Origin of the sequence: Martinezella paranaensis (assembly GCF_014200235.1) — a bacterium.
In the GTDB taxonomy this organism is placed as follows: domain Bacteria; phylum Pseudomonadota; class Alphaproteobacteria; order Rhizobiales; family Rhizobiaceae; genus Rhizobium; species Rhizobium paranaense.
On sequence record NZ_JACHBI010000005.1, the window covers coordinates 87,911 to 105,861 of the forward strand.

The 17,951-nt window shown below is 61.8% G+C and carries 15 protein-coding genes; 14 read left to right on the forward strand and 1 reads right to left on the reverse strand.

Annotated elements, in window-relative coordinates; translation table 11 throughout:
• Window positions 1–264 precede the first annotated feature (264 nt).
• The 6 genes from GGD50_RS14160 to GGD50_RS14185 all read left to right on the forward strand — a co-directional run bounded on the left by GGD50_RS14160 (window position 265) and on the right by GGD50_RS14185 (window position 6,709).
• Window positions 265–1,167, forward strand: coding sequence for an NUDIX hydrolase (locus GGD50_RS14160; RefSeq protein WP_183937932.1), 903 nt, complete (start codon window positions 265–267; stop codon window positions 1,165–1,167).
• Between the two features lie 69 nt (window positions 1,168–1,236).
• Window positions 1,237–2,208, forward strand: coding sequence for a quinolinate synthase NadA (gene nadA, locus GGD50_RS14165; protein ID WP_183937934.1), 972 nt, complete (start codon window positions 1,237–1,239; stop codon window positions 2,206–2,208).
• Window positions 2,205–3,746 carry an L-aspartate oxidase gene (locus tag GGD50_RS14170; protein WP_183937936.1) on the forward strand — a complete coding sequence of 514 codons (1,542 nt, stop codon included), beginning with the start codon at window positions 2,205–2,207 and terminating at the stop codon, window positions 3,744–3,746. Before nadA ends, GGD50_RS14170 begins: the two co-directional genes overlap by 4 nt.
• A gap of 1 nt (window position 3,747) precedes the next feature.
• On the forward strand, window positions 3,748–4,605 hold the full coding sequence (gene nadC, locus GGD50_RS14175) for a carboxylating nicotinate-nucleotide diphosphorylase (protein WP_183937938.1): 858 nt from the start codon (window positions 3,748–3,750) through the stop codon (window positions 4,603–4,605).
• Window positions 4,606–4,772: 167 nt separating this feature from the next.
• A complete protein-coding gene (locus GGD50_RS14180) occupies window positions 4,773–5,369 on the forward strand; it encodes a DsbA family protein (protein WP_183937940.1) in 597 nt (198 codons plus the stop codon).
• Between the two features lie 77 nt (window positions 5,370–5,446).
• On the forward strand, window positions 5,447–6,709 hold the full coding sequence (locus GGD50_RS14185; RefSeq protein WP_183937942.1) for a flavin monoamine oxidase family protein: 1,263 nt from the start codon (window positions 5,447–5,449) through the stop codon (window positions 6,707–6,709).
• Between the two features lie 486 nt (window positions 6,710–7,195).
• Here the strand turns inward: GGD50_RS14185 and GGD50_RS14190 are convergent, their stop codons facing one another.
• Entirely contained in the window at window positions 7,196–8,056 is an 861-nt protein-coding gene (locus GGD50_RS14190) for a MurR/RpiR family transcriptional regulator (RefSeq protein ID WP_183937944.1), read from the reverse strand.
• Window positions 8,057–8,295: 239 nt separating this feature from the next.
• Between GGD50_RS14190 and murA the strand changes: the two genes are divergently transcribed.
• The 8 genes from murA to GGD50_RS14230 all read left to right on the forward strand — a co-directional run bounded on the left by murA (window position 8,296) and on the right by GGD50_RS14230 (window position 17,943).
• Window positions 8,296–9,552 carry a UDP-N-acetylglucosamine 1-carboxyvinyltransferase gene (murA, locus tag GGD50_RS14195; protein ID WP_183937946.1) on the forward strand — a complete coding sequence of 419 codons (1,257 nt, stop codon included), beginning with the start codon at window positions 8,296–8,298 and terminating at the stop codon, window positions 9,550–9,552.
• Window positions 9,549–10,439 carry a glucosamine kinase nucleotide-binding domain-containing protein gene (locus tag GGD50_RS14200; protein ID WP_183937948.1) on the forward strand — a complete coding sequence of 297 codons (891 nt, stop codon included), beginning with the start codon at window positions 9,549–9,551 and terminating at the stop codon, window positions 10,437–10,439. The genes murA and GGD50_RS14200 overlap by 4 nt, the downstream gene beginning before the upstream one ends.
• Before the next feature lie 275 nt (window positions 10,440–10,714).
• Window positions 10,715–11,638 (forward strand): N-acetylmuramic acid 6-phosphate etherase, encoded by a 924-nt coding sequence (gene murQ, locus GGD50_RS14205; RefSeq protein WP_183937950.1) that lies wholly within the window; start codon window positions 10,715–10,717, stop codon window positions 11,636–11,638.
• A gap of 81 nt (window positions 11,639–11,719) precedes the next feature.
• Window positions 11,720–13,240, forward strand: coding sequence for an ABC transporter substrate-binding protein (locus GGD50_RS14210; RefSeq protein ID WP_183937952.1), 1,521 nt, complete (start codon window positions 11,720–11,722; stop codon window positions 13,238–13,240).
• Between the two features lie 126 nt (window positions 13,241–13,366).
• Window positions 13,367–14,326 (forward strand): ABC transporter permease, encoded by a 960-nt coding sequence (locus tag GGD50_RS14215; RefSeq protein WP_183937954.1) that lies wholly within the window; start codon window positions 13,367–13,369, stop codon window positions 14,324–14,326.
• Entirely contained in the window at window positions 14,326–15,165 is an 840-nt protein-coding gene (locus GGD50_RS14220; RefSeq protein WP_183937956.1) for an ABC transporter permease, read from the forward strand. Before GGD50_RS14215 ends, GGD50_RS14220 begins: the two co-directional genes overlap by 1 nt.
• Complete coding sequence (locus GGD50_RS14225; RefSeq protein WP_183937958.1) at window positions 15,162–16,904, forward strand: dipeptide ABC transporter ATP-binding protein; 1,743 nt, start codon at window positions 15,162–15,164, stop codon at window positions 16,902–16,904. The genes GGD50_RS14220 and GGD50_RS14225 overlap by 4 nt, the downstream gene beginning before the upstream one ends.
• A gap of 19 nt (window positions 16,905–16,923) precedes the next feature.
• Window positions 16,924–17,943 carry a serine hydrolase domain-containing protein gene (locus GGD50_RS14230; protein ID WP_183937960.1) on the forward strand — a complete coding sequence of 340 codons (1,020 nt, stop codon included), beginning with the start codon at window positions 16,924–16,926 and terminating at the stop codon, window positions 17,941–17,943.
• The last annotated feature ends 8 nt before the right edge of the window (window positions 17,944–17,951 follow it).

Genomic DNA, 17,951 nt, shown 5'->3' on the forward strand with positions numbered 1-17,951 from the left:
CTGATGTCGGGAGGCGTCCACACTATCGCCTGACGTCACGCTGTCCATCAGATATTCCCCCGTCGGAGGCGCGGCGGTCGATAAACTAAAGCACTAATACATCAATAAGCGCTTGCAATGTACTTGATGGATGCAAGTCCCGGTATGCCCAGAAGTTTGAGGGCATTTGCGACGTTGAGAAATGTGGAGGCGCCGAACGGCTGCATTGGCTTCGGCAAAGCTTCGTGCGAGAAAAGTAAAGATCGAACAAGATAGGGAATTTCCTTGACCATCGGACTTGCGCACGCCGAACTGATCGCGGTTCTGACAGCCGTCACCGGCAACGATCCACGGGTTATGACGGTGCGGTCCGGCGATGCCTTGCCGTCGGGACCATTCGAGCTCGGGCACCGCACTTTGCAAAGCGGTCTTCGCGAATGGGTGCGGGAGCAGACGGCGCATCCCGTCGGCTATCTTGAGCAGCTTTATACGTTTGCCGATCGTGACAGGAACAACGAGATCCTCGGCGGTCGGACGATTTCGATCAGCTATCTCGGCCTGGTGCGGGAGCAAGCGGCGCCCGGCGGCGGCCGTCCGGGCTGGCATGGTTGGTACGAATATTTCCCTTGGGAAGACCATCGCCACGGCCGTCCGTCCGTGCTGGACGACATTGTTGAGCGGCTGGATGTGTGGATCGCCGGCGATCCGGCCAGGCGTGATCAACGCCGGCGCCGCGCCGATTTCGCCTTTGGTTTGAATGATGCCTCGTGGAACGAAGATCTCGTTCTGCAGCGCTATGAGCTGCTTTACGAGGCCGGTCTTGTCTTGGAAGCGGGCTTTACTCAGCAGGGCAATTCCGGCCGGCCAATGTTTGCCGATCACAGGCGGATTCTTGCGACCGGTATGGCGCGGTTACGCGCGAAGATCAAATATCGCCCTGTCGTGTTCGAGCTGATGCCCGAGAGTTTTACGCTCCTTCAACTGCAGCGCACTGTCGAGGCCCTGGCGGGCCTGACGCTGCACAAGCAGAACTTCCGCCGCTTGATCGAGCAGCAGGAGCTGGTCGAGGAGACGGGCGCAACCGAAAGCGAGACGGGCGGCCGCCCGGCAAAGCTCTTCCGCTTCCGTCGCGCCATTCTCGAAGAACGCGAACTCGCCGGAACAAAATTACCGCTCTCCCGCAATTGACATATGCTCATAACGAGAATATCTATTTGCGCATAATATGCTCAAATTGAGTATAATAAGGAGCCGGTCATGAACTATCCCGTATCCGCATCCTCCCTCTATGATCGTGTCAGCCGCGTCATCCCCAAAGCCGAATGGATGATGTTTCAGGATGATGTCGAGGCGATCCTCGAGCTGAAACGCCGCCGCAACGCCGTCATCCTCGCGCACAACTATCAGACCCCGGAAATCTTCCACGGCGTTGCCGATATCGTTGGCGACAGCTTGGCGCTTGCTCGCAAGGCGATCGACGTGGACGCCGACATTATCGTGCTCGCCGGTGTGCATTTCATGGCCGAGACCGCCAAGCTGCTCAACCCGGAAAAGACCGTGCTGATCCCCGATACGGCCGCCGGTTGCTCTTTGGCGGAATCGATCACGCCGGAAGATATTGCCCTGCTGCGCCAAGCGCATCCCGGTGTTCCCGTTGTCACCTATGTCAATACGTCCGCGGCGGTGAAGGCGGCATCCGATATCTGCTGCACATCGGGCAATGCCAAGCAGGTGGTGGAATCGCTCGGCGTTCCCAAGGTGCTGATGATCCCCGACGAATATCTGGCGCAGAACGTCGCGCGCGAGACCAATGTCGAAATCATCTCCTGGCATGGGCATTGCGAGGTGCATGAGCTTTTCACCGCCGACGATGTACGCCAGCTTCGCGAAAACTACCCCGGCGTGACGGTGCTCGCGCATCCTGAGTGCCCGCCCGAGGTCGTCAGGGAAGCGGATTTTGCCGGCTCTACCGCCGTCATGTCCGATTATGTCGGCGAGAAGCGGCCGGCGCGCGTCGTGCTGCTGACCGAATGCTCGATGAGCGACAATGTCGCCGTTCATCATCCGGATGTCGATTTCATCCGGCCGTGCAATCTCTGCCCGCACATGAAGCGCATCACGCTTGGCAATATCCGCAGGGCGCTTGAGGAAAACCAGCATGAAGTGACCGTCGATCCCGCGATTGCCGTTGCCGCGCGTCGCGCGGTGGAAAGGATGCTGGCGATATGACCGAGGTTCTTCACGATCTTGCCGGCCATGTCGCGATCGTCGGCAGTGGTCTCGCCGGGCTGATGGCGGCATTGACGCTGGCGCCGCAGCCGACCGTCATCGTCACCCGCGCGGCACTCGGCGCCGAGACGTCGAGTGCCTGGGCACAAGGCGGCATCGCCGCCAGCATGGGTGCGGATGACAGCGCAGAACTGCATCTTGCCGACACGCTCGCTGCCGGCGATGGGCTCTGCGACCCGGTAGTCGCGGCCAGCATCATTGCCGAGGCGCCTGCAGCGATTGCCGCTCTGGAGCGCGCCGGCGTCCGCTTCGACCGAAATGGTGCCGGTGCCCTGTCGCTCGGCCTTGAAGCTGCCCATTCGCGGCGGCGCATCGTTCATGCCGAAGGCGATGGCTCCGGCGCGGCGATCGTCCGCGCGCTGGTGCAGGCCGTTGCCAATACGCTATCCATTACAGTGTTGGAAGGATATGAAGCGCGGCGGTTGCTCCTGGATGGCGAGCGGATCAGCGGCCTCCTATGTGCGACGCCGAAAGGAACGGCCGTTCTGCCTACCTCTCGCATCCTCCTTGCGACCGGCGGCATTGGTGGTCTCTTCGATGCGACGACCAATCCCATCGGCAATTTCGGCCAGGGAGTAGCACTCGCCGCGAGAGCTGGGGCGCTTCTTGCCGATATGGAGTTCGTGCAATTCCACCCGACAGCGCTCGATTCTCGCCGGCGGCCGCTGGCGCTGGTCAGCGAAGCTGTGCGCGGCGAAGGTGCCGTGCTTGTCAACGAGAGAGGCGAGCGTTTCATGGCTGAGGTTTCCGGTGCGGAACTCGCCCCGCGCGATGTCGTTGCGCGGGCGATCAGTGCGGAAATCGCACGCGGCGGCCGTGTCTTTCTCGATGCGCGCAAAGCACTTGGCAATCGCTTTGCCGCGCGCTTCCCCGTCATCGATGCGCTCTGCCGGGAGGCAGGCATCGATCCGTCGAGCGAACTTATCCCGGTGCGTCCTGCCGTTCACTATCACATGGGCGGGGTTGCAACGGATGTATACAGCCGTAGCTCCGTCTCCGGCCTCTGGGTGGCGGGGGAGGTGGCATCATCAGGCCTTCACGGAGCAAATCGGCTCGCCAGCAACTCGTTGCTGGAGGCCGCAGTCATGGGCATGCGCGCCGCGCGGGATATTGCCGGCGTCTCCTGTAGCGCTGCGAACGTGCCGTCCACACTTGCACGCGCGATTGCCCCAGATGCTTCGCTTGTCCGGCCGATCGTCTCGCGCCATCTCGGCGTGCTTCGCAATGCCGGCGCCATTCATGGAGCGATCGCCGCGCTTCTGCCGCTCGTCGAAAGCGAAGGTCCGGCCGCCGATCCCGCCATCGTGGCGCTGTTGATTGCTGTTTTCGCCAGCCTGCGGACGGAGTCGCGCGGTGCTCACGCCCGCACGGATTTTCCGTTGAAACTAAAGAATACGCAGCGCCGGACGATGCGCCTGTCCGACGCATTGGACATCGCCAGATCCACCATCCCCTATTCCTTCGCCCGGAGCGCCTGACATGACCCTCGTCCCCCTTCCGCGCCTCATCGTCGAGCCGCTGGTGCGCAATGCGCTGCTGGAAGACCTTGGCCTTGCCGGCGATATCACGTCCGCCGCCGTCATCCCGGAGGATCATCGCTCCACTGTTGCCATGGTGGCCCGCCAGCCGGGCGTGGTCGCCGGGCTCGACGCTTCGGAACTCGCCTTCCAGCTTGTCGATCCCAGGACCACCATGACCCGCCATGTTCAGGATGGCGCAAAGGTCGGCCCCGGCGATGTGATCGCAATGATCGAAGGTCCCTCGCGTGGTTTGTTAACGGCAGAGCGGACTGCATTGAATTTCCTCGGTCATCTCTCCGGCATTGCGACCGTGACGGCCGGTATCGTTGAGGCAATCAGCGGCACGAAGGCCTCGATTGTCTGCACCCGCAAGACGACGCCGGGATTGCGGGCGCTGGAGAAATATGCGGTCCGGGCGGGCGGCGGCATGAACCATCGTTTTGCGCTCTATGACGCGGTACTGATCAAGGACAATCATGTCGCGATCGCCGGTGGAGTCGCTGAGGCGATCCGTCGCGCCAAGGCCGGCGTCGGCCACATGGTCAAGATCGAGGTCGAAGTCGATACGCTTGACCAGCTCCGCGAAGCCATGACGGAGGGCATCGACGCCGTGCTGCTCGACAATATGACGCCTGATCAGTTGCGCGAAGCCGTGGACATTGTCGCCGGCCGGGCAATCACCGAGGCATCAGGTCGTGTCCTGCCCTCGACTGCCGGGGCAATTGCCGCTTCGGGCGTCGATCTGATCTCCGTCGGCTGGGTGACACACAGCGCGCCGACGCTCGATGTCGGGCTCGATTGGAAAGCGGTCGCATAGAGCAGAGCTTGAGCGGCCGGTTTCAAGGCGTGGTCGGGATTGGCGCCGACCACGTCACGATATCGTTATGGAAATTGTGCCGCAGCATCCGGTTGGCGCTTGCGAACTTGCCATCTTGCTGATCAAACTCCGTGAGTTTTCATCATCATGCATGGATGCGGCAGGCAGTGACCAAGATCATAGATTACGTTTTTTCCATCGGCTCGCCCTGGTCCTATATCGGCTTGGCGCCGTTTCTCGATCTCCTCGAAAAGACGGGTGCGGAAATCCGGCCTTATCTCACCGTTGTCCTCGAGGAGAATGGCGGCATTTTCTCGCGCAATCGGCCGGAGGCTCGCAGGCAATATTGGCTGCGGGATCTCAAGCGTTGGGCCGGCCTTCGCGGCAAGACGCTACTTCTGGAAAACCGCCCGCCGCTCGCGGATCCGGCACCCGCCGCCTTTATGGTCATCGCCGCCTATCTCGACGGCAAGCCCTGGCTCGAACTGACGAAGATCCTGCAGGAAGCGTTCTGGGGTCGTGCCGAGGATATCGGCAATCCCGAGGTACGCAGGGCGATCGCCAATGCGGCCGGTTTCGACGGCGATGTGCTCTCGAAGCGGGAGGGCGATGCAGACGTGCAGGGCAAGTGGGCGGCCGATCGCGAGTTCGCCCTCAAGAACGGCGTCTTCGGTTTTCCGTCGTTCCTTTATGATGGCGAACTCTATTGGGGGCAGGATAATCTGCACTTCCTCGAAAGCCATCTGAACGGCGTGAAGCCATAAGTCGTCCATAGGCGGTTCACGAAAATCACGAGGCCGGATCCAGCGGGACGCCGGTCTACCAGAAAGGTGAGGGGCGTTTGAGCAATCCTTGGTCCGCGGGCCAGACAGTCGATGTCGCCATCATCGGCGCCGGTGCGGCAGGTGTCGCAGCGGCGAGGCGGCTGCAGTCTCTCCGTCCTGATGCTTCGGTGTTGATCCTTGAGGCGAAGGACCGCGTGGGAGGCCGCGCCTGGACCGTTCGGTTGCCGTCGTTTGAGAATGAGCCTGTCGATCTCGGCTGCGGATGGCTCCATGGCGCGAGGACGAATGGGTGGACCGATATCGCCCGCCAGATTGGGTTGACCGTGGAAACGACGCCTGCTCCCTGGAGCGAGGGCGGACGGACGGTCGAGGGAGCGCAAGGCAGAGCGGCCGTCAGCGCCTTTTTTGCGCGCGCGGAAGAACGGGGGGATTCCGGCGAGGATGGGTCGCTTGCCGAACTGCTGGAGCCTGGAAATCCCCGGAATGGTCTCGTTGAAGCAATCGGGACATTTCTAAACGGGGTCGAACTCGCTGCCGCTTCCATTCATGATTATGTCCATTATGATCCGGGACCCGGCCCGGACTGGCGCGTCCGTGAGGGTTACGGGACGCTGATTTCGACCTACGCGCAGCCGGTCCCCGCGATGCTTTCGACGCCGGTCAAAACCATCGATCACCGTGGCGCCGGGGAAATCCTTTTGCAGACGGAACGCGGAACGCTGCGTGCGCGCATAGTCCTGGTAACGGTCGCGACAAATGTGATTGCGGAGGATCAGATCAAATTCGATCCGCCGCTGCCGAGAAAGCGGGAAGCGGCCGATCGTTTGCCGCTGGGGCTTGCCAACAAGCTGTTCCTCAGCGTGACATCGCCGGACGATCTGCCGATCGACACAAGGCTGACGGGCTCCCTGGATCAGGCGCGAACGGGTTCCTACCAGCTACGCCCCTTCGGCACCGCCTTGATCGAGGCCTATTACGGTGGCTCGTTGGCAAGGGATCTGGAGGCCGCCGGAGAGCAGGCGGCGCTCGCCTTCGCCAAAGAAGAGCTGGCCCAGCATTTCGGAAGCGCTTTCGGTCGTCGCATCGAGGCCGTGGCCATGTCGGCTTGGCACAGCGAGCCGCATATTGGCGGATCCTATTCCTATGCTGAGCCAGGTGCCTCTGCTGAACGCATCGTGCTTGGCGAAGCCGTCGACGGCAGGCTCTTCTTCGCCGGTGAAGCCTGTTCGCCAACGCGCTTTTCGACTGCCCATGGCGCTCTCGAAACCGGCTTTGCCGCCGCCGAAGCGATCGCCGTGGCTTTGAAGCCGAGGAGCTGATGAAAGACTGGTCGTCTTGATCATCCCGGGGCGATCTCTGTCGTGAGTGACGAATGATCGCCGCCCTTGTATTGCGTTTTGCACTACATTGACCTATCTTCCTTCCCGAAGTTTGCGCTCGATGACGATGTCGTCGTTGGCTATTAGGGCCTTGCTCCGTCCGTCATCGAGCCTAATGCTACCCCACGTAAGATTCGCACCGGCCGTCCACCTGATCCCATTCCTTGCCTGCTGATCGGTCAGCTCGCGGTTGACCGCCGTTACCCCGGCATCGGCTCGGCTCTGGTGAAGGACGCGTTGACGCGCTGCGTCGCCGGCGCGGATATCGTGGCAGGGCGTGCCCTGGTGGTTCGCGCTATAGACACCGAGGCGGAGACATTCTGGCAGAGCTGGGGTTTTATTCCGGCCCGCGACAATCCCTCGATCTTGATGCGCTCATTGGACGATATCAGGCATTGGGTTGCAGAATGTGCTTGATAGGCCCGGCTACGACAGTTGCTTCGCTTTCAGCACCGAGACAGCCGCTTCGCTGTTGTGAACATAGTCGTTCGCGTCTGGCTGCCTCTGCACAAGCAGGATGAACAGCAGGTCGGTGAGCATCAATTGCGCGTCGCGTGCGGTGATCGCCGAGGAGCGGACGCGGTCTTCGTCGCCGACGGTATAAAGGCGGATATCGGCGACATGGGCCAGCGGATTGTCCTGTAGGCCGGTTACGGCGATGACGATCGCATTTCGCTGGCTGGCGAGTTCGGCGATCCTGAGAGTCTCGATGCTGGTGCCGGAATAGGAGAGGGCGAACAGCAGGTCGTCGGGGCCGAGTGTGGAGGCGTTGGCCATCTGCACATGGCTGTCGCTGTCGTGCAGGACATTGCGCCCGAGCTTCATCAGCTTGTAGGAAAAGTCGCGGGCGACCAGCGAAGATGCGCCGACGCCGGCGAGATGAATGCGGCGGGCTTCGTAGAGCGCTTTCAGCGCCTTGCCGATATCCAGTTCGTTGTTGACGGCGATCGTCTGCTGCATCGCCTGCAGCTTGCTGCCGAGTAATTTCTGCAGGATGGTCAGGTAGCCGTCATCGACTTCGATCGTACCGTGGATCATGCCGGCCGGGGCCTGCCATTCCTGCGCCTTGGCCTCGCTGACGGCGAGTTTCAGTTCCTGATAGCCGGCGTAGCCGAGTTTCTGGCTGAACTTGACGACGCTCGATTGGCTGCGACCGGTCTCGGCGGCGAGGGCGGCGGATGAGAGCCGCAGCATCTGGTCGGGATTTTCGACGATGAATTGCCCGATCTGGCGATCGGCCGGCGCCATGCCTTCAAGCTTCGCGCTGATTTTCTTTAAGATAGACATCCGCCCCTTCAGGCCGTGGAGGCCGGTTCACGCGTCGACACAATCGAGCCACAAGATATCACCCGGCCGACGGCGGGCAACCACGCTTTCGGTCCGTCAGCCGCCGACCTTACCACAAAGAAACTGGAATAAAAAATTCCAACCCACATTGACAGGACGGAATGGACGAATAATCTTGAGTCAGAAGCAGAGGAAATGACGTCTGCTCTTTCGCCCCTCTCTTTGACGGGTTTCATATCATGGACAGACTGCGGATATCCGGCGGAAACAGGCTGCAGGGTGCTGTGACGATTTCCGGCGCCAAGAATGCCGCCTTGCCGCAGATCGCTGCGGCGCTGCTCAGCCCACATCCTTTGGAACTGACGAACGTGCCGGCCGTGACCGATGTCGAGAACATGCTCGGCGTCGTCGCCCTTCATGGAGCGATCGTCACCCGCGCGGCGCACGGAACCACCATCGATGCCAGCGCCATCGTCTCGACGGAAACCTCTTACGACACCGTGAGGCGGATGCGGGCGACGGTGTTGGTGCTTGCGCCACTGCTGGTGCGCTTCGGGCACGCCCGTGTCTCTCTGCCCGGCGGCTGCGCCATCGGCGCCCGGCCGGTCGACATGCACATCAAGGCGCTGGCGACGCTTGGAGCCGATATCGCGATCGAGAACGGTCTGATCGTCGCATCGGCCCCCGGCGGGCTGAAGGGCGCGCGTATTGTCCTGAGTTCCCCATCTGTCGGCGCGACCGAGACGGCGATGATGGCGGCATGTGCTGCCAAGGGCGAGACGGAGATATTGAACGCGGCGCGCGAGCCGGAGGTGGCCGATCTCGCCGCCTGTCTTAGTGTCATGGGCGCGCGGATTGAGGGCGCCGGTACGCATCGCATCCTGATAGAAGGCAACACGAATTGGCAGCCTGCCAGGCATCACGGCATATCCGACCGGATCGAGGCCGGCACCTACGCCGTCGCAGCCGCCATCACCGGCGGGCAGCTTGAGCTGATCCACGCCCGGCTGGAGAATCTGGCTTCCGTCGTGCAGGCATTGGAAGCCATGGGCGTCAGCGTTTGGCCGAGTGATCGGGGCCTGGTCGTTTCGAGGGACGGCCCGCTCAAGGGCGCTGACATCACAACGGAACCCTATCCGGGCTTTCCGACGGACCTGCAGGCGCAGTTCATGGCGCTTGCCTGCTGTGCCGAAGGCGCCTCGCTGATCCGCGAGACGGTGTTCGAAAACCGCTTCATGCATCTACCGGAATTGATGCGCCTCGGCGCCAACATCACGCTGCAGGGCACTACGGCGCTGGTTCGTGGTGGTGCACCTCTTCGGGGGGCGCAGGTCATGGCAACAGATCTGCGCGCCTCCGTCTCGCTGGTGTTGGCGGCGCTGGTGTCGAAGGGCGAAACCATCGTCAACCGCGTCTACCATCTCGATCGCGGCTACGAGCAGTTGGATCGCAAGCTCCGCCTTTGCGGCGCTGATATCGAGCGGCTGACGTCATGAGCAGCGAAACAGAAGGTGAGCATTACTTTCTCGGCATTGACGGCGGAGGCACCGGTTGTCGCGCGAGGATCGAGGATGCCGCAGGCACCCTATTGGGCCAGGGATTATCCGGCCCCGCGACCACGCGGCTCGGCATTGACGAAGCCTGGGCTTCCATTGCGAGGGCATTCGGAGCCGCGATCGAAGAGGCGGGTCTCGGCCCATCCGAGATCGCGCGCGTCCATACCGGTGTCGGCCTTGCCGGGATCGGGCGGAAGGGCGCGCTTGAGGCCTTGCGTTCCATAAAGCATCCCTTCGCCAGCATCGATTTCGTCAGCGACGGCGAGGGCGCCTGCCTCGGCGCCCATTCGGGCCGCGACGGTGCGATCGTCATTGCGGGAACGGGATCGATCGGCCTTGGTTTCGTCGAGGGCCGCCATTTGCGGGTCGGAGGATACGGATTTCCGATCTCGGATGAAGGAAGCGGCGCGGATCTCGGACTGAAAGCTGTGCAGCTTGCACTGCGCGCGCAAGACGGCCGCTACGAGAAGACTGCGCTGCTCGCCGAGATTTTGCAGCGGTTTCAAAACGATGCCATGGAAGCGGTCGCCTGGATGGACCGCGCCTCCGCAACCGACTATGCCGCTCTTGCGCCGATGGTGATGCGCCATGCGGATCAGGGTGATGCCGCCGGGCGGCGTATTGTCCAGAGTGCGGCAGAGCATATCGACACGCTGATCCGCTCGCTGTTCGACAAGGGCGCTCCGCGTGTCTCCTTGCTCGGTGGCCTCTCCAGCCCGCTTGAGCCATGGCTGGCGCCGGATGTCCGCCGCCGCCTCAAACCCATCGACGGCGATGCCGTTTCGGGCGCCATCATTCTTGCCAGAAAGTCGGTCTGCGGGCGCTGAAAGGATGACTCGACCATCCCTGACTTTATGCTGCCCGTGATGGAATATTTTATTCCTAATGCGATTGACGAACGGAATAAATGGACATAATGTTAACGAAGGTAAACAGGGAAACGGCGGCGAACGAAGCCATAAAGGCCGGCCGCTTGTGCTGATGACCAGCTTTCTGTTGCGTTCAAAAATCTAAGGCTGCTGCGGCTGGCCCGATCCTTGTCGATCGAGCTCGCCATCCCTGATCTATTGATATCGAAGAGCATTCTTCCGAGAGCAGGCACATGACGGAGCAAAGATTGATATCCGAACTGGAGCAGTTGGTTTCCGAGGGTCGCAATCCGAACACGATGCATATCGATCTGTTGTCGACCTTCGATATCCTGCGCGAAATCAATTATGAGGACCAAACCGTCCCCACCGCGGTCGAGAAGGTCATTCCCGCGATCGCCGCTGCCGTGAACCAGATCGTTGCGGCCTTTCAGAAGGGCGGCCGGCTGATCTATATGGGCGCCGGCACCAGCGGCAGGCTTGGCGTTCTCGACGCCTCCGAATGCCCGCCGACGTTCAGCGTGCCGAGGAGCATGGTGATCGGCCTGATCGCCGGCGGCCCCGACGCACTGCAACGCTCGATCGAAGGCGCCGAGGACGATCCGGAAGAGGGTCGCCAAGCCTTGCAGGATGTCAAGCTGACGGCTGCAGACGTTGTCGTCGGTATAGCCGTCAGCGGCCGCACGCCCTACGTCATCGGCGGGCTGAACTATGCGAAGAGCGTCGGCGCGGCCACGGTTGCCCTGTCCTGCAATCCCAATTCCGTCATCGCGGGTATTGCCGATCTTGCGATTTCTCCCGTCGTCGGTCCGGAAATCCTGACGGGATCGACCCGGCTGAAGTCGGGAACGGCGCAGAAACTCATACTCAACATGCTGACGACGGCGAGCATGATCCGGATCGGCAAGAGCTATCAGAACCTGATGGTCGACGTGAATGCGAGCAACAAGAAGCTGGTCGCGCGTGCCTCCAGGATCGTCATGCAGGCGACCGGCTGCACGCAGGAAGAAGCACGCCGCGTGCTCGATCAGACGGGCAATGATGTCAAACTTGCCATTCTCATGGAAATTACCGGGATGGGCATTGAAGAAGCCCGAGCGGCGTTGCAAAACGCTGGTGGATTCCTGCGAAAGGCCATCAGCGCAAAGACAGTATGAACTGAGACCGCAGCAGCGATAGCTTTGATGAAAGGGCCAAAATCGGCTGGGGAAGCGCCAAAGCGCTCGAGGGAGAAAAGAATGAAAAGGCATTTTGCAAGGAAGCTGATTTCGTGCGTCGCGGTGGCGGCGGGTCTCGGCATGGCAGCCATTTCGACGGAAGCCTATGCGGCGACCCTGCGCATGGCATGGGCGCAGGATGCGACCGGCCTCGATCCGCACAAGCAGACAGCCTTTTCCTCGATCCGCCTGCTGGAGCTGATCTATGAGCCGCTCGTCCGGCTCGACAGCAATCTGCAGATCGTTCCCGCCATCGCCGAGAACTGGCAGTTTTCGTCCGACGGCAAGGAGCTGACGTTCAAGCTCAATCCGAATGCGAAATTCCAGAACGGTGCGGCCGTGACATCGGCCGACGTGAAGGCGTCGTTCCAGCGCATTCTCGATCAAGCAACCGGTGCGGCTGCTCGCGCCAATTTTCTGTCGATCGCCAGCATCGATACGCCCGATGCGACGACCGTCATCTTCCATCTGTCGCAGCCTGATGTTCCTATTCTGACCTCAATGACCAGCCTCAACGCCGCCATCGTTCCGGCGAGCGAAATCGCCGCCGGCTCCATCGGCACGAAGGCGATCGGTTCCGGTCCCTTCAAGCTCGACAATTGGGTCCCGAATTCCAAGGAAGTGCTGAGCGCCAACAAGGCATGGGCCGGCGGCACGGTCGGTGTCGATGGCATCGACGTCAGCGTCCTTCCGGACGAAACAGCGATCCTGGCATCGCTTCGCACGGGCCAGATCGATTTCGCGCTTCTGAACGACCCGCTCGTGGCGACACTGGTTCCCAAGGAGCCGAAGCTGCAACTGACCCGCACGCCGGTGCTTTCCTATAACGTCCTGCAGCTCAACCCCTCACATAAGCCGATGGACCAGCTTGCCGTGCGTCAGGCGATCTCCTGCGCGATTGACCGGAAGGATGTGCTGGATACGGCAGCGCTCGGCGAAGGTAAGGTGACGGGACCGTTGACCATGCCTCTCTACGCGACCGATCCGAGTCAGCTCTTCTGCTACACGCGCGATGTCGAGAAAGCGAAGAAGCTGATGGCCGACGCAGGCTTTGCCAACGGCTTTTCCGCAACCGTGATCGCCGCCACCGGCGAGCCGCCGACCGCGACTGCCGAAGCGCAAATCATCCAGTCGCAGCTCGCCGAAATTGGCATCAAGCTCGACATCAAGGTGATGGAACTCAACGTCTATGTCGACGCCTGGCTGAAGGGCAATTTCGACATGGCGGTTGCGCTGAACGGCGGCAGTGCTGATCCCTATTCGATGTATAACCGCTACTGGACGAAGACCGGCAACCTGCAGAAGGTCGCAAACTATATCGACGACACGCTGGACAGCCAGATGCAAAAGGGGCGTGTCGAAACTGATCCGGCCAAACGCAAGGTGATTTTCGCCGACTTCGAGAAACACATTGCCGAGGTCTCGCCCTGGATCTGGCTCTATACGTCTTACGGCTACACGGCCGAGCAGAAGAACGTTGAGGGCTTCGTGCCGACGCCGACGGGCTCTCTCTTCGGTCTCAGCAAGGTATCTATCAAGTGATGGGTACCGGGTTCCAGAGCGGTTTAGCGTTTCACGGAATCGCTTTCCCGCTCTGTCCCTTTGTTTTACGCATTCCGGACGGAAACCGCTTCGCACTTTTCCTGGAAGTGCTCTAAAGGACGTTCCATGGGCTACCTGACGCGCCGGCTGATGACATTCCCGCTGATCATGTTGGGAGTGTCCATTCTCGTGTTCGTCGCCATCCGGCTGGTGCCGGGCGACGCGATCACGGCGATGCTCGGAACCAATGCCGGCCTGCTGACGCCGGAGCAGCGGCAGGCCTTGGCAGCCTATTTCGGCATCGACCAATCTTGGTTCGTGCAGTACTGGCATTGGCTGTTCGGCGTGCTGCAGGGCAATCTCGGCATTTCCGTCACCTACGGCAAACCGGTGCTCGACATCATCCTCGAGCGGTTTCCGCTGACGCTCGAGCTTGCACTGCTCTCCATGGCGATCGCGCTGCTGATCGGCCTGCCGGCGGGCGTCTTCGCGGCGACCCGGAACGAAAGATTGTCCGATCTCGCGGTCCGCATCGTCGCCATGGTCGGGCAGTCCACCCCGAATTTCGTTCTCGGACTTCTCATCATCTACGCCCTTTCGGCAGGCTTCGGTGTCCTGCCGGCCATGGGCGCGTTCACGCCGTTCCTGCAGGATCCGCTCGGCAATCTCGGCCAGATGATCCTGCCAGCGCTGACGCTCGGCTTCGCCTTCGCCGCCTCTGTCACGCGCGTGGTGCGCTCGGCCATGCTCGATGTTCTAAGCGATGATTATGTCCGTACCGCCCGCAGCCGCGGCGTGCCGGCCCGCGGCGTCATTTGGCGCCATGCGCTGCCCAACGCGCTCATTCCGGTGGTGACGCTGAGCGGCGTGGAGTTCGGCTATCTCCTCGGGGGCGCCGTGCTGGTCGAGCAGATCTACGCGCTGCCCGGCCTCGGGCGACTGGTGCTCGATGCGATCCAGCAACGCGACTACGCGCTTGTGCAGGGCTGCGTCCTGTTCATTGCCTTCAACTTCATGATCGTCAATCTGCTTGTCGATCTCGCCTATGTCGCGCTCGACCCGCGCGTTCGCCTGGGGGAAGGCTGATGCGCATAGTCAAAGCCATTTTCGGGCACACGAGCGGCCGCATTGGCGGCGCCATTGTTTTCATCTATCTCATCCTTGCCGTTCTCGGCACGCTGGGGCTCACCCCCTATGATCCGGTGACGCGGAGCCCGTTGAACCGATTGCACGCCCCGAGTGGCGCCTTCTGGATGGGGACGGACCTGCTCGGTCGCGACGTGGCTAGCCGGCTAATGAACGGCATTGGCGAGTCCTTCACCGTCGCCTTCCTTTCGGTTGCTCTCGCAAGCCTGGTCGGCACCGTACTCGGTTTGACCGCTGCCTGGTTCGGCAAGCGCTGGGACGGTCTGATCATGCGCACGATGGATGTGCTGCTGGCATTCCCGGCCATCCTTCTCGCGCTGCTGATTATCGCTATCGTCGGCCCCGGCACTTGGACCAGCGTCGCCGCGATCGCCATCGTCTATACGCCGATCTTCACTCGCGTCGTGCGCGGGCCGGCCCTCTCGCTGAAAACGCGTGATTTCGTCGATGCCGCTCGCACCTTCGGCAGCAGCAAACCCTATATACTGACGCGGCATCTGCTCTTGAACCTCGTCGCGCCACTAACGGTGCAGATCACACTGGCGCTGGCATGGTCGCTGCTCACCGAAGCCGGCTTGAGCTTCCTTGGCCTCGGCACACAGCCGCCGGCCTCTTCGCTCGGCTTGATGCTGAGCGACAGCCGCAACTTGATGGAAACGGCGCCCTGGCTGCTGATCTTCCCCGGCGTCACCATCATGATCAGCATCCTCGGTTTCAATCTGCTCGGCGATGCCCTGCGTGATATCCTCGATCCGAAAATGCGGAGGTCCATTCCGTGAGCCCTCTGCTTTCCGTCTCCGATCTGCAAGTCGGCTTCGGCCGCACGCCCGAGGCCAACAAGATCGTTCGCGGCGTCAGCTTCGATCTCGCAGCCGGCGAGACGCTGGCGATCGTCGGCGAGAGCGGCTCGGGGAAATCCGTCACCGCGCTCTCGATCAATCGTCTCGTCGACTTCGGCGGCGGTCGCATCATCGGCGGCTCGATTAGGCTGAAGCGGCCCGATAACAGCATTCTCGACCTGACATCTGCGACGGAAGCTGAACTCACGAAAATCCGCGGCGCCGAGATCGGCATGATCTTCCAGGAGCCGATGACCTCGCTCAATCCGGTACTGACCATCGGCACGCAGATCGAAGAGTCTTTCCGCCTGCATCGCGGCTTGACCGGCCGTCAGGCAACCGCCGCCGCAAAGGATGCGCTGGATCGCGTCCGCATCCCGGATGCCGCGCGGCGGCTGAAATATTGCCCGAACCAACTCTCCGGCGGCATGCTGCAGCGTGTGATGATCGCGACGGCGCTCGCCTGCAACCCGCGCCTGCTGATCGCCGACGAGCCGACGACGGCGCTGGATGTGACGGTACAGGCGCAGATCATGGCGCTTCTCGCCGAGCTGAAGCGCGAGACTGGCATGGCGATGATCTTCATCACCCATGATATCGGCCTCGTCGCCGGCATCGCCGACAAGGTGATGGTGATGCAGGCTGGTCAGGCGGTTGAACAGGGCGAGTTGAACCAGATCCTCGACAAACCCAGCCATCCCTATACCCAGCATCTCCTTCATTCAGTGCCGCATTTTTCGGCCGGCCGCGCAACCCGGTCGGATTTCAGCCGCGACGACACCGCAAAAGCCGCGCCAGCGCTGAAGGTCGATGGGCTGACGGTGCGTTTCCCGGTGTCGGGCAGCTTCTTTCGCCGCCCGACCGGCGCCGTGCATGCGGTCGAAGGCGTCGGTTTCGATCTGCTGCCCGGCGAAACACTGGCGATCGTCGGTGAAAGCGGCTCGGGCAAATCCACCACCGCGCGGGCAATTCTCGGTCTGGTGAAGTCGACGCGGGGCACATTCACGGCGAATGCCGGCAAGGCTGCGAACCGGACGAGCGCGGTACAGATGGTGTTCCAAAATCCCTATGCCTCGCTCAACCCCAGGCTTCGCATCGACAGCATTCTGGCCGAACCCGTCATCGCCGCCGGCGGCCGTGCCTCAGGGGAAACACCCGACAGGATGGCGATGCTGCTGAAGCGTGTCGGCCTGCCCGAAAACAGTCTCGAACGCTATCCGCATGAATTTTCAGGCGGTCAGCGCCAGAGATTGTGTATCGCCCGGGCATTGATGTTGAACCCTTCGGTTCTCGTGCTGGACGAGGCCGTCTCGGCGCTGGATGTTTCCGTCCAGGCTCAGGTTCTGGATCTCTTGATCGAATTGCAGCGCGAGTACCGCCTTGCCTACCTTTTTATCTCGCATGACATGGCGGTGGTCGAGCGGATCGCACACAGGATCGCAGTGATCTATGCCGGCCAGATCATCGAGATCGGCGATGCCGTATCGGTACTGTCGCAGCCGAAGCATTCCTATACTAGGCGGCTCATATCGGCCGTTCCGGCCGTCGACCGTCGGCGGGAGAATTTTGCGCTGGATACGCGCCTGGTCCCCTCTCTGGTACGCCCGCTCGGTTTCGAGCCGGCCGCTCCCGAATGGCGACAGTTTGCTCCGGATCATATAGCACAGGCGGAAGCCTGACAGAAAGGCGCGGTGGAGCATGGCGGCGATAGGGAATACGGAATTCGCGCAACGCTTCGATCGGGCATTCCAGCCCGTTGATGCCGCCGTTGCGGCCGGGCGCATTCCCGGCGGCGTGCTCGGCATGATCGACCGCGATGGCAATCGGATGGTTCGTGCGGTCGGTTCCGCACAGAAGGTTCCGGTCACGCGGCCAATGCTTGCCGATACCTGGTTCGATCTGGCCTCGTTGACCAAGGTCATCTTCACCACGCCGCGCATCCTGGCCTTGGCGGAAGCCGGCACGATCGATCTCGATGCGCCGCTGATTATGTTGCTGCCGAACCTGCACCAATATGATGCGGCGGCCTGGGAGCGGAAGGTGACCTTCCGCCAATGCCTTGGCCATCAGACACCCTTTCCGGCTGTCGAGCCGCTTTATACCTACGGTCGCGACCCCGACCTGCTCCGCGCCTTCATTCTGCAGCGTGAGTGGCAGGCCGGTCCGCCTGTCTATTCCGACATCAACTTCATTTTGCTTGGGCTTGCGCTGGAACGCCTGACGGGTCAAACGATCCGCGACATGGATGCCGGGCCGGGCTTTGCCTTCTCCGCTGCACCCGATGAGGCCGCCGCGACGGAGGATTGCACCTGGCGTCATCGCGTTCTCTCAGGCGAAGTCCATGATGACAATTGCTCCGCCCTGCAGGGCGCCGGTCATGCCGGCTTGTTTGGAACAGCAGGCTCGGTCCTCGATTTTGCCTTGGGTCTGCTCACCGGTTCCGGCGCGTCCGAGCGCTCCATTGCGTTGATGCGCACGCCATTGTCCGCCACGCGTACGCATGGATGGGAGCGGCCCTATGACGGCTGGTCCGGCGGCGGCTTGTGCTCTCCGGACACGATCGGCCATACCGGCTTCACCGGCACCGGTCTCTGGATCGATTTCGACAAGGGCAGGGCGTGGACCTTGCTCACCAACCGTATTCACCCGACACGCCATTTCGACAGCGGCATCGTGGCGCTTCGCCAGTCCGTCGGCGATCTCGTCAATAGAGTTTAGGAGCTTGA

Coding starts and splice junctions, on each gene's coding strand:
- nadA (WP_183937934.1), top strand. CDS start 1,237: ATGAACTATCCCGTATCCGCATCCTCCCTCTATGATCGTGTCAGCCGC.
- GGD50_RS14170 (WP_183937936.1), top strand. CDS start 2,205: ATGACCGAGGTTCTTCACGATCTTGCCGGCCATGTCGCGATCGTCGGC.
- nadC (WP_183937938.1), top strand. CDS start 3,748: ATGACCCTCGTCCCCCTTCCGCGCCTCATCGTCGAGCCGCTGGTGCGC.
- GGD50_RS14190 (WP_183937944.1), bottom strand. CDS start 8,056: ATGTCTATCTTAAAGAAAATCAGCGCGAAGCTTGAAGGCATGGCGCCG.
- murA (WP_183937946.1), top strand. CDS start 8,296: ATGGACAGACTGCGGATATCCGGCGGAAACAGGCTGCAGGGTGCTGTG.
- GGD50_RS14200 (WP_183937948.1), top strand. CDS start 9,549: ATGAGCAGCGAAACAGAAGGTGAGCATTACTTTCTCGGCATTGACGGC.
- murQ (WP_183937950.1), top strand. CDS start 10,715: ATGACGGAGCAAAGATTGATATCCGAACTGGAGCAGTTGGTTTCCGAG.
- GGD50_RS14210 (WP_183937952.1), top strand. CDS start 11,720: ATGAAAAGGCATTTTGCAAGGAAGCTGATTTCGTGCGTCGCGGTGGCG.
- GGD50_RS14215 (WP_183937954.1), top strand. CDS start 13,367: ATGGGCTACCTGACGCGCCGGCTGATGACATTCCCGCTGATCATGTTG.
- GGD50_RS14220 (WP_183937956.1), top strand. CDS start 14,326: ATGCGCATAGTCAAAGCCATTTTCGGGCACACGAGCGGCCGCATTGGC.
- GGD50_RS14230 (WP_183937960.1), top strand. CDS start 16,924: ATGGCGGCGATAGGGAATACGGAATTCGCGCAACGCTTCGATCGGGCA.